Source organism: Celeribacter baekdonensis B30 (genome assembly GCF_000299875.1).
In the GTDB taxonomy this organism is placed as follows: Bacteria; Pseudomonadota; Alphaproteobacteria; order Rhodobacterales; family Rhodobacteraceae; genus Celeribacter; species Celeribacter baekdonensis_A.
Window position 1 is genome coordinate 37,308 of sequence record NZ_AMRK01000008.1, and the last position, 16,928, is coordinate 54,235.

16 protein-coding genes are annotated in these 16,928 nt (G+C 58.0%); 6 read left to right on the forward strand and 10 right to left on the reverse strand.

Going from position 1 to position 16,928, the window contains the following annotated elements; translation table 11 throughout:
• Positions 1-83 precede the first annotated feature (83 nt).
• From B30_RS13920 to B30_RS13930, 3 genes are all read left to right on the forward strand, one after another.
• Positions 84-1,388, forward strand: coding sequence for a capsule biosynthesis protein (locus tag B30_RS13920; protein ID WP_040402595.1), 1,305 nt, complete (start codon positions 84-86; stop codon positions 1,386-1,388).
• Positions 1,389-1,660: 272 nt separating this feature from the next.
• Entirely contained in the window at positions 1,661-2,794 is a 1,134-nt protein-coding gene (locus B30_RS13925; RefSeq protein WP_009572752.1) for a polysaccharide biosynthesis/export family protein, read from the forward strand.
• Positions 2,795-2,876: 82 nt separating this feature from the next.
• Positions 2,877-4,556: a capsular polysaccharide biosynthesis protein gene (locus B30_RS13930; protein WP_198430619.1), complete on the forward strand. Its 1,680-nt coding sequence runs from the start codon at positions 2,877-2,879 to the stop codon at positions 4,554-4,556.
• Here the strand turns inward: B30_RS13930 and ribD are convergent.
• The 6 genes from ribD to B30_RS13960 form a co-directional block, all read right to left on the reverse strand.
• On the reverse strand, positions 4,546-5,646 hold the full coding sequence (ribD, locus tag B30_RS13935) for a bifunctional diaminohydroxyphosphoribosylaminopyrimidine deaminase/5-amino-6-(5-phosphoribosylamino)uracil reductase RibD (protein WP_009572754.1): 1,101 nt from the start codon (positions 5,644-5,646) through the stop codon (positions 4,546-4,548). The two genes, B30_RS13930 and ribD, sit on opposite strands and share 11 nt — an antisense overlap.
• 6 nt (positions 5,647-5,652) lie before the next feature.
• Positions 5,653-6,120, reverse strand: coding sequence for a transcriptional regulator NrdR (gene nrdR / locus B30_RS13940; RefSeq protein WP_009572755.1), 468 nt, complete (start codon positions 6,118-6,120; stop codon positions 5,653-5,655).
• Positions 6,121-6,253: 133 nt separating this feature from the next.
• Positions 6,254-6,673, reverse strand: coding sequence for a secondary thiamine-phosphate synthase enzyme YjbQ (locus B30_RS13945; protein WP_009572756.1), 420 nt, complete (start codon positions 6,671-6,673; stop codon positions 6,254-6,256).
• Positions 6,670-7,158, reverse strand: coding sequence for a hypothetical protein (locus tag B30_RS21480; protein ID WP_009572757.1), 489 nt, complete (start codon positions 7,156-7,158; stop codon positions 6,670-6,672). Before B30_RS21480 ends, B30_RS13945 begins: the two co-directional genes overlap by 4 nt.
• A gap of 74 nt (positions 7,159-7,232) precedes the next feature.
• A complete protein-coding gene (locus B30_RS13955; RefSeq protein WP_009572758.1) occupies positions 7,233-7,493 on the reverse strand; it encodes a hypothetical protein in 261 nt (86 codons plus the stop codon).
• Between the two features lie 90 nt (positions 7,494-7,583).
• The gene (locus tag B30_RS13960) at positions 7,584-7,979 is read right to left on the reverse strand and encodes a winged helix-turn-helix transcriptional regulator (RefSeq protein ID WP_009572759.1); all 396 of its coding nucleotides are present in this window, start codon (positions 7,977-7,979) and stop codon (positions 7,584-7,586) included.
• Positions 7,980-8,091: 112 nt separating this feature from the next.
• On the opposite strand from B30_RS13960, the gene B30_RS13965 reads away from it, so the two are divergent.
• Positions 8,092-8,934, forward strand: a complete 843-nt coding sequence (locus B30_RS13965; RefSeq protein ID WP_009572760.1) for an SDR family oxidoreductase — start codon at positions 8,092-8,094, stop codon at positions 8,932-8,934.
• A 37-nt stretch (positions 8,935-8,971) separates the two neighbouring features.
• Here the strand turns inward: B30_RS13965 and B30_RS13970 are convergent, their stop codons facing one another.
• The 4 genes from B30_RS13970 to dnaG form a co-directional block, all read right to left on the reverse strand.
• Positions 8,972-9,274: an HlyU family transcriptional regulator gene (locus B30_RS13970; RefSeq protein WP_009572761.1), complete on the reverse strand. Its 303-nt coding sequence runs from the start codon at positions 9,272-9,274 to the stop codon at positions 8,972-8,974.
• A gap of 103 nt (positions 9,275-9,377) precedes the next feature.
• Positions 9,378-9,887, reverse strand: coding sequence for a hypothetical protein (locus B30_RS13975; RefSeq protein ID WP_009572762.1), 510 nt, complete (start codon positions 9,885-9,887; stop codon positions 9,378-9,380).
• Positions 9,888-9,936: 49 nt separating this feature from the next.
• Positions 9,937-11,937, reverse strand: a complete 2,001-nt coding sequence (rpoD, locus tag B30_RS13980; protein WP_009572763.1) for an RNA polymerase sigma factor RpoD — start codon at positions 11,935-11,937, stop codon at positions 9,937-9,939.
• Positions 11,938-12,214: 277 nt separating this feature from the next.
• Positions 12,215-14,200 carry a DNA primase gene (dnaG, locus tag B30_RS13985; protein ID WP_009572764.1) on the reverse strand — a complete coding sequence of 662 codons (1,986 nt, stop codon included), beginning with the start codon at positions 14,198-14,200 and terminating at the stop codon, positions 12,215-12,217.
• Positions 14,201-14,653: 453 nt separating this feature from the next.
• Between dnaG and B30_RS13990 the strand changes: the two genes are divergently transcribed.
• Positions 14,654-16,381, forward strand: a complete 1,728-nt coding sequence (locus tag B30_RS13990; RefSeq protein ID WP_009572765.1) for a Tad domain-containing protein — start codon at positions 14,654-14,656, stop codon at positions 16,379-16,381.
• A complete protein-coding gene (locus B30_RS13995) occupies positions 16,378-16,923 on the forward strand; it encodes a TadE/TadG family type IV pilus assembly protein (protein WP_009572766.1) in 546 nt (181 codons plus the stop codon). The genes B30_RS13990 and B30_RS13995 overlap by 4 nt, the downstream gene beginning before the upstream one ends.
• Positions 16,924-16,928 lie beyond the last annotated feature (5 nt).

Sequence of the window (16,928 nt, forward strand, 5' to 3'; positions counted from 1 at the left end):
TTCAGGTCACAAATCCGCCTAATTCTTAATCTAATCGTCAAAATAACAAAGACATTGCCCCTCATATGCCTCAAGAAAGCAACATGCGGATCACACCAAACAGCAAAACCGGCCCCAAACGGGTGTTCCTGATGCTTCAGGGACCACATGGGCCGTTTTTCTGGTCGCTTGGACGGATGTTGCGCGCGGCGGGGGCGACAGTGTGGCGGGTGGGCTTTAACGCCGGCGATCGCGCCTTTTGGTTTTCGACCAAAACCTTCCTGCCCTATTCTGGCCTCGCCGATGATTGGCCCGATCACTTTGCTCAAATCGTTGCCGATAAAAACGTCACCGACATCGTGCTTTATGGCGACACCCGACCCGTTCATGCCCTGGCGATTGAACGCGCCCGGGCGCTGGGTCTGACCATCCATGTGTTTGAAGAGGGCTATATCCGCCCCTATTGGGTCACCTATGAACGCGGTGGGTCCAATGGCAACTCTTCGCTGATGACCCTCACTGTTGCGGATATGCGCAAGGCGCTCGACACGATTGACCATGACAACATCGAACCGCCTGCGCATTGGGGCGACATGCGCCAACATATCTTTTATGGCGCGCTCTATCATTGGTTCGTGATGTTTCGAAACTCCGCCTTCCGGCATTATCGCGGCCATCGCGAATTGCCGGTCACGCGGGAGTTTTTACTCTATTTCAAACGCTTGATCATGATGCCGCAACATTACATGTCACGCGCATGGCACACGCGGCGACTGCTGACGGGTGGCTTTCCATTTCACATCGCACTGCTGCAACTCGAACATGACACAAGTTTTCAGATCCATTCGCCCTATGCGACCATGCCCGAATTCATTGCTGATGTAATCGCGGGCTTTGCCTCCGGTGCCCCCCCCCACCACCATCTGGTGTTCAAGGCCCATCCTTTGGAAAACGACCGTCGCAACCTCACCCATGAGGTCCGTCGCATCGCTGCCGAATTCGGTGTTGCGGACCGTGTTCATTATGTGCGCGGCGGCAAACTTCAGCGGTTGCTGCACACCGCCCGCTCTGCCGTCACGGTCAATTCCACGGCGGGGCAACAGGTGCTGTCCCTCGGCCTGCCGCTCAAAGTGTTCGGGCGGGCAGTCTATGACAAGCCGGAATTCGTCTCCCACCAGACTCTGGAGGCGTTTTTCACCCACCCGGAGCGGCCCGACACCCGCGCCTATCGCGACTACCGACAATTCCTTTTGGAAACCTCGCAAATTCCGGGCGGCTTTTATTCCGCCCGTGGTCGCAGACAGCTTTTGCGCCTTGTAGTAGATCTGATGTTGGCGAAAGAGGCCCCGGATGAGGCGCTGTTACATGGCACGGCGCATCCTCGCCAACCTCTGCGCATCGTCACCTGATACGGGAACATCAACGGAGACAGCGCGCGCGTTCGGCTCAGATCGGATCGCACTTGGGTTTCGCAGTAGCGACCACATCAAAAACACCGCCTAGCCCCTCTATATCATGAGACAATTTTTCAATCCGACACATCCCCTGCCACTGCAGAGGCCTCCCTGCAACACACTGCCAAAGTCGACGAACCACACCACCGCCAAGCTGGATTTTTGACTCGCTATTCGTTAGCCTTCTGATTAAACCCAATAAAAATCGGGGCAGAGGAGATTTATTAGTGACATTTTTGACATCGCGGACCACTCGCGCGGTTGCGCTTGTGGCCGTGCTCGCCAGCCTCACGGCCTGTGGTCTGCCAAGATCCGGTCCGAACAAACGCGAAGTCTTCGCAGGGTCTATCCTTAATGAGGGCGATGCCTTTGTCGTCACCGTCAACGACCGTGTGAACGCCGCCAGCGCCCTCAACAATGAGCTTGGATTTTCCTCCACCTTCTTGAACGCGGGCGAGATCGGGTCCGACACGATCGCCCCCGGCGATGTCTTGTCCTTGCGCATTTGGGAAAACGTCGATGACGGTCTTTTGGCCGGCGCAGGCGCCAATGCCACCGTGCTCTCCGAGGTCCAGGTGGACGGCGGCGGCTTTATTTTCGTGCCCTATGCGGGTCGGATCAAAGCTGCGGGCAATAGCCCCGAAGCCATTCGCCGCATCATCACCGAAAAACTCGACACACAGACACCGGACCCGCAGGTTATGGTCACCCGTGCTGCGGGCGATGGCGCGACCGTCACCATCACCGGCAAGATCAACGGCCAAGGCGTCTATCCGATCGAGCGTCCAACCCGTCGTTTGACCGCCATGCTGGCCCGTGCGGGAGGCGTGGGCGTTGAACCCGAAGTGGCACAGATCAAAGTCATCCGTGGTTCGCGTGTTGGGACGATTTGGTTCCAGGACCTCTATCAAAACCCCAAATTCGATATTCCGCTGCGCGATGGCGACCGCATCCTTGTCGAGGCCGACCCACGCTCCTTCACCGCGCTTGGTGCGACAGGTGCGCAACGCGTTGTGCCGTTCGAATCGCGCAATCTGTCCGCGCTTGAAGCCATTGCGCAGGTCGGCGGTCTGCAAACCAATGCCGCCGATCCAACCGGCGTCTTTGTCTATCGCAACGAGTCTGAAGAGATTTCCAAACTGGTGTTGGGCCGCGACGACCTCGTCGGTCCGCAGCGCCTGATCTATGTGCTGGATCTGACCCAACCGAACGGGTTGTTCTTGGCCCGCGATTTCCTGATCCGCGACGAGGACACCGTCTATGTGACCGAAGCTCCATTCGTCCAGTGGCAGAAATCAATTTCGGCAATCACCGGTACGGCTGCCTCGGCCAACACGCTGAGTTCTGCCGTCGGCCAATAACCTTATGGTCGCTCACGACCCTGACAGGACGGCCGCCCCTGCTAAAGTGCAGGGGCGGCTTTTTTCTGCCCAGCCTCTGCTCATGGAGCTGTTACAGGATGCCGGATTGCCCGCTCCCGTGGCAAACATCGGCATGGAACTCTCCACGGTCTTGCGTGACGCGCCCTTGGATGACGCCGCGCTTTTGAACCGGGCGCGCGATGCGATGGATTGGCTGGTCAAACTTGAATTGTGCAAATTCCCGGTCGCTCAAGAGAAAGTATCACATCCGAATGCACCATATGTGCTGGTTATAGATCAGGCCGACCCAGTCCTCGCTAGGGCCGATTTTCAGGAAATGTTGGTGTTTGCCCAGACCGAACATTTGAACAGCCACGTTGTGATCTTGCCTTGCGAAAATGGCGTGGCGCAGCCCGACATGGCAAGTGAGCGGATCACCCTTGCCGATCCCAAAAGCAACCCTTGGGTGCTTTTCGCCTCCGCCACCGCCGTTTACACCCACAGTTCCGGCCTTGGCTTTGACGCCATTTTCGCTGGTCACCGCCCGCGCGTCTTTGGCCAGCCGTGGTATGGCGGCCTTGATCTCACCCATGATGAGGCTCCCGATCCGCATCAACATCGCCGCCTCACCCGCGCCCAAGCCTTTGCCGCCGCGATGTTGATCACTCCAAACTGGCAAAATCGCCATGGCACACCTTGTGCTTTTGAGGACATCCTCGCCCATCTCGAAGCCACAGGGCGCGCCCGTCGCGAGGATGCCAACGGCTATGTCGCCAGTCATATTTTACGCTGGAAACGTCCGTTTCTGCGTCAATATTTCGGCTCAAACGGCGTCCATTTCACCGATGAGCCAGAACGCATCGCCGCCCATCTCGCCCAAGGCCGAAAACATCTGGCTTGGGGCGCTGATCCCAAAGCGGCACTACGGCTGGAGGACGGGTTCCTCCGCTCACGTGGTCTTGGTGCGGCTCTCGTGCGGCCCGTGTCGTTGATTTTGGATGATCAAGGTCTGTACTTTGACCCCACACGCCCCTCGCGTCTCGAAACTCTGATCTCTGCGCGCACCACTCTTTCTACCAGTGCGGCGCATCGCATTGAACGGTTTCTCACCCGGCTCAAAGCGCTGAATCTCAGTAAATACAACGTCGGCACGGGGGCCCCCGCCCTGCCCGAAGGTCACCGCATTCTCGTCGCCGGGCAGGTCGAAGATGATGCCTCCGTCAGCCTTGGCGCGGGCGAGATTTGCACCAACCGCGCCCTGCTTTTGGCGGCGCGCACGGCGCATCCGAGCGCTGTGATCGTCTACAAACCGCACCCCGATGTCGAGGCGGGCCTACGGCGCGGCAAAGTGGCGGATGCCGATGCAATCGCCGATGTGGTGGCGCAGTCTGCCGATCCCTTATCGCTGATTGAGGCCTGTGATGAGATCTGGACCATGACTTCGTTGATCGGGTTTGAGGCGCTGTTACGCGGTACTCCTGTGACCTGCACCGGCGCGCCGTTTTATGCTGGATGGGGTCTAACGCGTGACCTTGGCAACACGCCCGCTCGACGCGCCGCGCGCCCGTCGCTCAACGCCCTCGCCCATGCGGTTCTGATTGACTATCCGCGTTACTTTGATCCCAAAACCGGGGCGGCCATTGCACCGGAAGAGGCCTTGGAGTTTTTGGCAAAAGCGCCCCAAGGCCGCAGCCGTTTGGTGCAAGCCATGCTGGCCAAGCTGCGCCAATTGCGCGCCGCGACCCTTGGCTTTAATCGGTAGGTTGCGCGCGTTTCCAATGACTTAACGCATCTGGACCGATCTGCTCAACGCGCTGCAATGCGTAGCGTGGTGCCTGTCGCAATCGGTCAATCCCAAGCGCACCTAGCCCCGGCATCCCTTCCGCGCCAATCGCAAGCCCAGCGGTAAACAGTGCCACATGATCGGGCAAATGCGCGCCCATCAACGAGGCCGCCAATGCCCCGCCGCCTTCGCAAAACACCCGCGTTAAACCGCGCGCGCCAAGCGCCTCAAGGCTCGCTTTGGGATCGAGCTGACCATAGACCACGGGGGCCTCGATCAGCTCCGCGCCGAGCCCGGCCCAGACAGATTTCAGCTCGGGTGAGACATCGGGGCCATGGACGATCCAAACCGGCACCTCCTGCGCCGTGCGCGCCAGTTGCCCGCTCAAAGGCAGATCAAGACGACGCGACATCACCACGCGCACAGGTTGATGCGACACGCCAAGACCACGCACCGTCAGGCTTGGATCATCGGCGCGGGCCGTGCCCGCGCCGACCAAAACCGCATCATGAGTGGCGCGCATCGCATGGACACGCCGCCGCGCCAAGGGGCCGGTGATCCATTGGCTTTCACCCGTCGCCGTCGCAATCCGACCGTCCCACGAGAGTGCAAGTTTCAGTGTCACCATCGGACGGCCCAAAATCACCTTGGACAGGAAACCTTCTTGCGCCGCGCGGGCTTCCGCTTCGCAGACACCCGTGGTTAATTTTATCCCCGCACTTTGCAAAAGCGCAAAGCCGCGCCCATTCACCCGTGGGTCCGGGTCGCCCAGGGCCACGACCACGCGGGTGATGCCCGCCGCAATCAGAGCCTCAGCACAGGGCGGGGTTTTGCCATGGTGAGAACAGGGCTCAAGCGTGACATAGGCCGTGGCCCCACGCGCCGCATCGCCCGCTTGCGCCAAAGCCATGGTTTCGGCGTGGGGACGACCGCCGGGCTGGGTCCACCCCCGCCCAACGACCCGGCTTTCGCGCATGATCACACAGCCAACAGCCGGGTTTGGCCAAGTGCGGCCAAGCCCGCGCGCTGCCAGAGAGAGCGCGTGCCGCATGGGTCCGACATCGGGCATAGGGGCTTACTCGTCGTGCTTGCCTTCCGGGCGCAACTCACTGACAAATTTGTCAAAATCGTCTGCGGCCTGGAAGTTTTTGTAAACCGACGCAAAGCGCACATAGGCCACGGTATCAATCCGCGCGAGGCTTTCCATCACGATCTCACCGATGGTTTTCGATGGGATATCCGTCTCGCCCAGGCTCTCAAGACGCCGCACGATGCCAGAGATCATCTGATCCAGACGCTCCGGTTCAATCGGGCGTTTTTGCGCGGCGATCCGGATCGAGCGTTCGAGTTTATCACGATCAAAATCCTCGCGGCGACCATTGGTTTTCACCACCACCAGATCGCGCAGTTGCACGCGTTCATAGGTGGTAAACCGACCGCCACAGGCCGAACAAAACCGTCGCCGCCGAATGGCGACATGGTCCTCAGCCGGACGGCTGTCTTTCACTTGGGTATCTACATTTCCGCAAAATGGACAACGCATGTCGCGTCCCCTCTTCTGTTCACTGCCTCGTTGTTGTGGGGTCTTTGCCCCACTTATCCACAGGCACTATAGGGGGAAGCCTAGAATTTGGGTAGATCAAATTTTAACCACGACATGTGGTAGCGACATTCATTTAGCGCAGCAAGGCCACAAGCTTGCGCAGATGCGGACGCGCGCGATGTTCGAAAAGGTAAAGCCCTTGCCATGTGCCAAGGGTCATTCGCCCCGAGATGACAGGTATTGTGATCGTTGTCGGCAGCAAGGCGGATTTGATATGGGCCGGCATATCGTCCGGCCCCTCATAGGTATGGGTCAAATAGGCCATGGCGGGGTCCGTCGTAGGCGGCACCAGCCGGTGAAAAAATGCGGCAAGATCGGTTTGCACCTCGGGGTCGGCGTTTTCCTGGATCACGAGGGAGGCGGAGGTGTGTTGGACCATCAGAGTCAGCGCCGCCTCCATCGGTCCCTCCCCCGCGACCCAGCGCGCCACATCTGCGGTGATCTCATACAGCCCTGGCCCGTGGGTTGGAATTTCGAACAGGTGGTGGCTCATTCACAGGCCTCCTGCCAGATGAAATCCTCATAGTTCCAGCAATAGCCCGCGGCTTCATAAGCGTCCGAAAAGCTGAACACCGCGTAATTTATACTGTCGGGGAGACACTCAAGCCGGGCGAGTTCGTCCTCGCCCTGTTCAACGATCAGCCCGGCGGACAGCTCATGTTCCTCGCTCATCCGATCCAGCGCGCCCCACAGGCGATAGGTCACCGCGCCGTTGTGCAGGCTGAGATCCTCCCAAATTGAGCGGCCGACACCGGGCCAAGGCGTGAAGTCGATCTGATCGTATAGGCGATGCAGGGTCAACTCCGGCGTCTGACCGGGGCGGCCAAAACGGTAAACCACGCCCGTCTCATCGGTTTCAAGCACCACCGTTTTGCCATTTGCAAAGGTGCATTGAAACAGCGGCTCCGCCTGAGCGACAGCGTCAAAAGGCATCGCACACAAGGGCAACACACCTAACCCAATCGAAAATCGCACCATCTTGGCCCCTTACACAAACCTGTTCGCGGCAAATCTAACCGCGTGGGCCGCGAATGGAAATGGGCGCTCTCGCGCTATTGCGCCACGCAGGTCACGGTTGGCCCCGCAGCATCCGATGAGAGCGTGGCACTGACCACCGTGGCGGCATGGACAGGGGCGAAAAACACAGATTCGAGCGTTGCGACACAGCGGTCGAGGTCTTCGGGCAGCTCGGTGATGACAATGGTCTCAGGGTCGGCAAGTGCCGGCGTTTGCGCCGTCCCATCGGTCATGGCAAGCGCGGCCCCGGCAACGATCAGGGTCATGGCAATCAAGGCTTTGGTCGTCCAGGACATGACAGCTCTCCCGTGGATCTATACAGAGGAAACGCTTCAAAGGTTAATTCGGATTAAACGCCGCCACAGCTTTTTGTGGATAACTAGATTTTACCCCTCGGACGCCGTGAAACGATCCCGCGCCGCCGCAATATCAGGCATGTTGTGCCCTGCCCAATCTATCATCGCATGCAGCGGCATCAGGAAAGAGCGGCCAAGATCGGTCAGGCTATAGGCGACGCTCGGCGGTTTGGTGTCGAACACCTCACGACGCACCAGCCCGTCACGTTCGAGATCGCGCAGGCTTTGCGTCAGCATCCGTTTGGAAATATCCGGCAAGGCCCGCCCCAGCGCATTGAACCGCTGTGCACCATTCTCCAGTTCCAGCAAAATCAGTGTCGTCCATTTGGCCGCCAGATGATCCAACACCTGCCGCACCGGGCAGTTTTTCGGGTCAAACCCGTCGGCTTTCCATTGCTCTATCCGGCTTTGGGCGCTGTCACGCATCTGATGTGGTTCCCTCTGTGTGCCCTGGGACTGAAAAAGTGCCTCCTTTTCACGTCCGACATAAGTCTCTAGGTGAGACCTATACTCATTTCCGCACTGAAAGGGAAGACACATGACAACCTATCTCGTCACCGGCGCCTCCGGCCAATTGGGTCAACGCGTCATCGACGCCCGCGTTGCCAAAAGCGACATCATCGCCTTGGTGCGCTCGGAGAAAGCCGCAGAAGACTATGCCGCCAAAGGCATCGCCACCCGCTTTGGCGACTACACCGACAAAGCCAAGCTCGAGGCGGCCTTTGCCGGGGTGGATCGCCTGCTTTTGATCTCCTCTTCCGAAATTGGTCAACGCGCCGCGCAGCATGGCAATGTCATCGCAGCGGCCAAGGCGGCGGGCGTGTCCTTCATCGCTTACACCTCGATCCTGAATGCCCAAGACAGCGCCATGGCGCTGGCCGAAGAGCACAAAGCCACCGAAGATATGTTGGCTGCCTCGGGCATTGCCCACACGCTGTTGCGCAATGGCTGGTATTCCGAAAACATCACCATGACTCTGGACCAAGACCTTGAATTAGGACAACATTTTGGGGCGGCTGGCGCGGGTAAACTCGCCACCGCCACGCGTCAGGATTACGCAGATGCGGCGGCTGTTGTCTTGGCCGGGGGCCATGATGGGGAGGTGTTGGAGCTTGCCGGCGATGAGGGCTACACGCTGGCAGACTATGCCGCGCTTGTCTCTGAGCTGTCCGGCAAAGCAGTCACCTATACCGACATGCCAGAGGCGGCATTCACCGAAGCGCTCGTCGGCGCGGGCCTGCCCGCAGGGTTTGCCGCGATCTTGGCGGATTCGGACGCAAAGGCGGCTGAGGGCGCGTTGTTTGACGACAGCAAAACGCTCTCAAAGCTGATCGGTCGCCCGACCGAACCGATTGCGGAAACGATCAAAGCCGCGCTCTGATCCTGCGCCTCACGACCCTGACCGTCCGCGGTCGGGGTCACATCCGGGAGTCGTCAAAAATCGCGTCGCCCATCTGGTCGATAAAGATTTGCGCCTTGCGCAGGCTTTCCCGCCGCGCATCGTCGATGTCACTCATCGTATCGGCGCGGATCATCATATGGGCGCGGGTCTCGCCGCCAAAATCCTTTTCGATCCGTGCCGCAATGCGATAGCCGCTCTCGGCCTTCATCGGCTCCGAGAAGATGCGGTAGTCATTGCCGTAAAGCTCGGGCTTTGCGGTGGATTGCGACGTGGCGGCGGGCTTTGACGCGCCACCGAAGAGTTTCGAGAAAAGGGACATGCGGGCCTCCAGTTTGAGAGGCAGTTTGACGGGCGGCGACGGGGAGTGCAAGCCGCGCTTCGCCTGACCGGGGGCTGGCGAATAGCAGAAGGATCGCAGGCATTTAACGCCCAGATGAACAAAGCGTATCTACCAAAGATTGGATAGTAGACCAGTTAGCAACTAATGCAGCCAATCCTGTCGCCCAGAAGCTCACTTTCCATAGTAAGGCGCGATCGGAGACTTTTCCGAGAAATAATTTCTCCCAAGCAAACGCCTCTCGGAATTTTGCGTCACTTGTTCCATAGAAGTGCTTTTGGCTATGTTGATATTGTCCTCCATCAGCATTTTCGGCTCCCAATTCTCTTTCAAATTCAATCAGTTTGACTCGCAATATCGAGCGAACCTTACTCAACAATTCAAGGCGCACCAACACAAAGAATGAAATGATTGTCGGAACAAAAAATATCAGATCATTGAGACCTGTAACTTTTTGAAAAGCAAAAGCGTAAATCGCACCAATTACAGCAACAAAAAATTGCTCAAGTCTGTCAGTGCGTGAGTGTATCTCAAGAACTTCCTGAGACATCATTTCATACTGCTTCAATATAAATTCTTGTTCTTTCTTAACCATTCAACCTCGCCAAAGTGAACCGCCCCCCTTTCGGGAGGCGCCTCTAACTTTACTGATCCAAGAACGACCGCAGTTTGCGCGACCGGCTTGGGTGTTTCAGCTTCCGCAGAGCTTTCGCTTCGATCTGACGGATGCGTTCGCGGGTCACGCTGAACTGTTGGCCGACTTCTTCCAACGTGTGATCCGTGTTCATCCCGATGCCAAAGCGCATCCGCAGGACGCGTTCTTCGCGCGGGGTGAGCGAGGCCAGCACGCGGGTGGTGGTCTCTTTCAGGTTTTCCTGAATCGCCGCGTCCAGTGGCAGGATCGCGTTTTTGTCCTCGATGAAATCGCCAAGTTGGCTGTCTTCTTCGTCGCCAATCGGGGTTTCCAAAGAGATTGGCTCTTTGGCGATTTTCATCACTTTGCGGACTTTTTCCAAAGGCATTTGCAGCTTTTCTGCCAATTCCTCAGGCGTCGGTTCGCGGCCGATTTCGTGCAACATCTGACGCCCGGTGCGCACGAGTTTGTTGATCGTTTCGATCATGTGCACAGGGATACGGATGGTGCGGGCCTGATCCGCGATCGAGCGGGTGATCGCCTGACGGATCCACCAGGTCGCATAGGTGGAGAATTTATAGCCGCGACGATATTCGAATTTGTCGACGGCTTTCATCAGGCCAATGTTGCCTTCCTGAATGAGATCAAGGAACTGCAACCCGCGGTTGGTGTATTTCTTGGCGATGGAAATCACCAGACGCAGGTTGGCCTCGACCATTTCCTTCTTGGCCTGACGGGCCTCTTTTTCGCCCTTTTGCACCTGTTGCACGATGCGGCGGAACTCAGAAATATCCACACCAACGTACTGACCCACCATGGCCATTTCAGAGCGCAGCTCTTCGACTTTCGGCGTGTGGCGTTCGACAAACATCTGCCAGCCGCGCCCGCCTTTTTCGGCCATGCGATCCAACCAAGACGGGTCCAACTCATAGCCGCGATATTCGTCGATGAACTCTTTGCGGTTGATCCGCGCCTGATCGGCGAGTTTCACCATGTTGGAGTCGATCGACATGACGCGTTTGTTGATGCCGTAAAGCTGGTCAATCAGCGCTTCGATCCGGTTGTTGTGCAGGTGAAGCGAGTTCACCAAAACCACAATCTCGGAGCGCAGTTTCTGATAGATCGCTTCCTCATTGTCGGAGAAGCTGTTGTCCTCGTTCAATGTGGCCGACATCCGCTGATCCTGCATCTCGGACAGGTTGGCGAAGTCTTCGGAAATGCGCGCGAGGGTTTCAAGCACCTGCGGCTTCAACGCCGCTTCCATCGCCGCCAATGACATGTTGGCCTGTTCGTCGTCGTCCTCGTCGTCATCATCATCCGTGGAGATCGGATTGCCGTCGGCGTCGTATTCTTGCGCCTTCTCTTTGGTCTCATCCTCAGAGGAAGGGCTGCTCGTGGCCAGACCGCCGACAACGCTTTCTTCGTCATCGCCATCCACGCCCGTGCCAAACGTGGCCTCAAGGTCGATCACATCGCGCAAAAGAATGTCTTCGGACAAAAGTTCGTCGTGCCAGATGGTGATCGCCTGAAAGGTCAGCGGGCTTTCGCATAGCCCCAGGATCATCGTGTTGCGACCGGCCTCGATGCGCTTGGCAATCGCGATCTCGCCTTCGCGCGACAGCAATTCGACAGAGCCCATTTCGCGCAGATACATCCGCACGGGGTCGTCGGTGCGATCCAGTTTCTCGGTCTCGGACGCCGCCATCGCGACATCGCGCGAGCCCGTGGCCTGAACCAAGGCACCGCCCTTGGCGTCGCCTGCGTCCTCGTCCTCGACCTCTTCATCTTCAATAATATTGATGCCCATCTCTGAGAGCATCGACATCACATCTTCGATCTGCTCAGAACTCACCTGTTCCGGCGGCAACACTTTGTTGAGCTGGTCGTAGGTGATGTAGCCCTTTTCACGAGCCTCAGAGATCATCTTTTTGACCGAGGTCTGGCTTACATCCAGCATGCCATCCTGATCTTGATCTTCGGTCTTGGCGTCGTCGTTGTCCTTAGCGGCCATACGGCACTCCCCTTCACGTCACTGTTGGGCCCCATCAGACGCATCGGATAGGCCCGACGCCCCCTGTGGTTGACCCGCGAATCACCCCTGTCCCAAGGGCTGATCTTCGGATGAAACGAATCATGTCATGCGATTCGCCGATTCGCTACCCGAATACCCATATTTCCTTAACCATTCCTGCACCAGAGGCCACCGAACGCCGCCACCCTCTCGCGCAACAGATAGTGCACAGTTGCCTCAATTCACCTCTCACACATCTATGAACGCCTCAACGCGCTCACTTTTGCGGATTGATCTTGGACAAAAGCGCATGAAACGCCTCGCGTTCACTGCGCGACAAGGCCAATCCGTTGTCAGCCACATCAAACTCGGTGCGGTCCTCTGCCTCCGCCTTGGTCGCCCGATTGCGCGCCTCGGCGGCCTGTCGCAACCGCCAGGTCAATTTTTCATCATCCGCCGCCAAAAGCGCCTCGACGCCTTCGTCCAACTCGGCGCGATAGCCGCGCCTGGCTTTGAGCTTGGTCAATTCTTCGGTCAGGCACATCTGCGCCGTGTCCGCATCGGGACGGCGCACGGGCGGTGCGATTTGAACATGGGGATGCGACATCACCCGATCAAGGGCCTCTTGCCCAATCATGGCGATCACATTTTGCCGCAAAGCCGCTGCGTCTGTCTCCTCGGCATGGGTCAGGATGGCGTGGAGCAACGCGCCGTGCTCCTCGGTGCGGGTATGAAGCCCTTCCAATTGCGGCAAGAACTGCAAAGCCAGACCTGGATTGCAGATCAACACGGCCAAAACCACCGCTTCGCGCATCAAATCGGCGTTGTTGTCATCGCCCGAGACGATCATCGAGGCCTTCAGCCCTGCGGTGGGGACTGCGGCAACCTGATAGCGGCCCTGCCCGCCCGATCCCGGCACCCAAGCGCGCCTTGGCGCGCCGTTGCCGCCCCCGCCACGCGCCCCACCATTGCCCGACCTTTGTGGCCGGAACAGTTGAAAGCGCATTTCTTTCAGGATTTCGCCGTAATGGCCTTTGATCGAAGCATCGGTGATCGGCCTAATCGCATCGCGCAGCGCCTTGTCCAACGTGGCGCGCCGTTCCGGGCTGTCGAACACTTTGCCCTCGGTTTCACGCCGCCACAACAGCGTGACCATCGGCACCGCCGCGTCCAACACCTCTTGCATCGCGCCCGCGCCTTTGGTCTTGATCAAATCGTCGGGGTCCTGGCCCTCGGGCAGGATTGCAAAGCGCAGCGATTGCCCGGCCTGAAGCAGCGGCATCGCCAGATCAATCACCCGGTAGGCGGCACGCAGCCCGGCTGTGTCGCCATCCAGCGCGATCACCGGCTCCGGCGACATCCGCCACATCAATTGCAATTGCCGCTCGGTGATCGCCGTGCCCAGTGGCGCAACCGTGGCCTCAAACCCGGCTTCCGAAAGCGCGATCACATCCATGTAGCCTTCGGAGACGACCAAGGTCTGCCCCTTGCCACAGGCGGCGCGCGCCGGACCGTTGTTGTAAAGCGCCGCCCCCTTATCAAACAGCAACCGCTCCGGGCCATTGAGGTATTTTGCCCGCGCATTCGGGTCCATCGCGCGACCCCCAAAGGAAATCAGCCGCCCCCGGCCATCGCGGATTGGAAACACGATCCGGTCGCGAAAGAAATCATACGGCTCGCGGCCGTCGTCAGGCTTGGCGGCAACCCCGGCCTCAATCGCCAGCTCGGCGGAAATGCCCTGATCTTTGAGCGCGCGCAAAAGCGCGTTGCCGTTGGGAGCAAAACCGATCTCAAAGCGATCACGGGTCTCGGGTTTCATACCGCGCTTGTCGAGATAGGCCCGCGCCTCCGCCCCGCCCGATTGTTGCAACTGCAGCCGGAAGAACCGGTTCGCCGCCTCATTGACCTCGGCCAAGGCGCTGCGCTTGTCGGTCTGCTCTTGCGCCCTCGGGTCGCGTTCAGGCATTGGCATTCCGGCTTCGCGCGCCAAAATTTCAACCGCCTCGATGAAAGACACGTTTTCCGTCTCGCGCACAAACGTGATCGCGTCGCCTTTGGCGTGGCAGCCGAAACAGTAGTAAAATCCTTGTTTGTCATCGACGTGAAACGACGCGGATTTTTCGGCGTGAAACGGACATGGCGCCCACATATCACCTTTTCCGGCGTTGGATTTGCGCGCATCCCACATGACTTTTCGCCCGACCACATCGGTCAGTGACAGGCGGGTGCGCAGTTCATCCAAGAATCCGGGTGGCAATGACATGGGCGGCAGTATCCTCCGTCCTGCGGCCAAGGTCCAGAGGGGCCGCGCATCAAGGGGATATGTCAGCAGCTCACCCTCGGGCCTGCGCTCTGACTTTCACCTTTCCCGGCGGCCAAAAGACCCATTGCCCCGCCGAAAGGTCCGCACAAACTTAACTCCACCTTAACAACGATGAATCACTTTGTGGCAAAACACGGTGCCAAATATGGCGCTTCCAAGGCAGATTGTGGCGAAATCTTGACCACCCCCTTCCATCATCCTCGGAAATCTCCCCCCAAAGCGCTTTGAGATCCCGCATTTATGACCTTATCAGGGCAAAGCATTCCTCTATTTACTTCAAGTCAATGGCGGATCAACATGCTCTGGATAGGGAGTGAACAAAGCACGGAAAATTCCGGCCTTTCGCTATCAAACTGGGAAATGGGGGCACCGCTTTGATGAAAAGATGGTGTCATGTTAGGTATTTTTCGCGGCGATGAAATCGTCGTAGACTTGGTGAACACACAACAGGCTCTTGGCTTGGCGCAAAATGACGCCGCACAGGAGCTGCGTGGCAAAAAAGTCCTTTCTTCGCTGCGGCGTAAGGGACTTCGCGAGAGCCTGCTCTCACATCTGCCTTTGCCCCACCCTGCCCTCTATGCCAAAGAGGAACAGGGGTCATTGGCTGTGTTCGGCCTGTTCACCTTTGTCATCGTGATGATTCTGGCCGGGATTGGCGTCGATATCATACGCCATGAAACTCTGCGGACCGAACTGCAAAACACGCTTGATCGTGCTGTGCTGGCCGCCGCCAACCTTGAAAACAGCTTTGACCCCACAGTCGTGGTCGAAGACTATTTCGCCAAGGCCGGCCTGTCGCAATATCTGACAAACGTCAAAACCGAAGTGTCCGGCCAAGGCCGCCGTGTGACCGCAACCGTGTCCGCAGACATTCCGACCTATTTCATGAAATTCGCCGCCGTCGACACTTTGACGTTGGCAAGCCATGGCGCCGCAGAACAAGGCTTGGCCAATCTCGAAATCTCGCTTGTGCTTGACGTGTCGAATTCAATGAACAGCTCGAACCGGATTGGCAACCTGTCCATTGCGGGACAGGAATTTGCCCAAACCATTTTCGACAATTCCGCGCCGGATGCCGTCTCCATGTCGGTGGTGCCCTATTCCACGCAGGTGAACGCGGGACCGACCATTCTGTCGGAATTCAACGTCACAGATGCGCATAGCAATTCCTATTGCCTGAACTTCACCTCAAGCGATTTTGAAACCACGAACATCGAACCCAAAGACTATGCCGGGGCGAAATATTACCAACAAACACTGGCGTTTGACCCGTGGTATTACAATGACTTCAACCAAGGCACCATTCTGGAGGTCTGCGATCCGCATAGCTACAATCGGATTTTGCCGTTCTCGAATTCGCTATCCGAGGTTCAGAGCAAAATCTCCAACCTGCGCGCCGACGGCAACACGTCGATTGATGTCGGTGTGAAATGGGGCGCGGCGTTGCTTGACACATCCGCAGCCCCGCTGACCGGTGCCCTCATCGCGTCGGGAGAAGTGTCCTCCGCCATGGCGGGCCGCCCGGCTGTGGCCTCTGCATCGACCCTCAAGGTGTTGGTGGTGATGACCGATGGTGTGAACACCACCCAGTATTACATGCCCTCCAATTACCGCTCCGGCAATTCGGATATCTATCTTGCACCAGACGGTAGGGTCTCTTTCCCGGTCAGCAAAAGAACATGCAGCTATTTTTCCTGCTGGAACGAAACCAAATGGTATGAACCGCAAAGCCGCAATTACTACAGCTCGGTCTATGGCGGCTCAAACGCCACGCGCCTGACCTGGCCCGAAGTGTGGCAGCGCTTCACGGTCGAAAGCCATGCCTATGCCCGCTATTATGGCTCCGGCAGCTCCAATGACTATTACTTCTGGACCGGCGCCACCCGCACAGGCGTGAGCGGCACAACCAAAAACGAACGCCTGAACGATATTTGCACGGCCGCCAAAAACAACGGCGTTCTGATCTTTACCATCGGGTTTGAAGCCCCAAACGACGCCGAACAAGTGCTGATCTCCTGCGCCTCCTCTCCGGCTCATTACTATGATGTGGATGGTCTGGAAATCTCGGACGCTTTTGCCGCCATCGCCACGAAAGTGACAGAACTGAGGTTGGTCGAATGAATGTTCTCTCCGTCCTAAGATACCTGTCGCGCCGCTATCGTCGCGGCGAGGCTGGCAGTTCGACAATCGAATTTGTCATCGTGTTTCCGGTGTTCGCGTTCATGATGATGGGCAGCTATGAGATTGGCTATTATACGGTCTCCGCCTCCATGCTGGACCGTGGCCTTGATCTGGCCGTGCGCGATGTGCGCCTGGGCACCGCCTCCAATGTCACGTTGCCCACGCTGAAAACCGCCGTCTGCACCTATGCCCGCTATGTGCGCAATTGCGAAGAAAACCTGCACATCGCCCTCGAACCCGTGGATGCAAACAATTTCGTGCGCCCCGCCAATATCGCGGATTGCATTGACCGGAACCAGAACATCACCCCCGCCACCACCTTTACCGATGGGGGCGAGAATGAACTGATGCTCGTGCGCGCTTGCGTGATTGTCGATCCGATTTTCCCGACCACTTGGCTTGGGGCCGCTTTGGAAGGCACTCCGGGCTCTGGCTATGCGATGGTATCCACCGCAGGCTTTGTCAACGAACCCAACACCTGATCGGA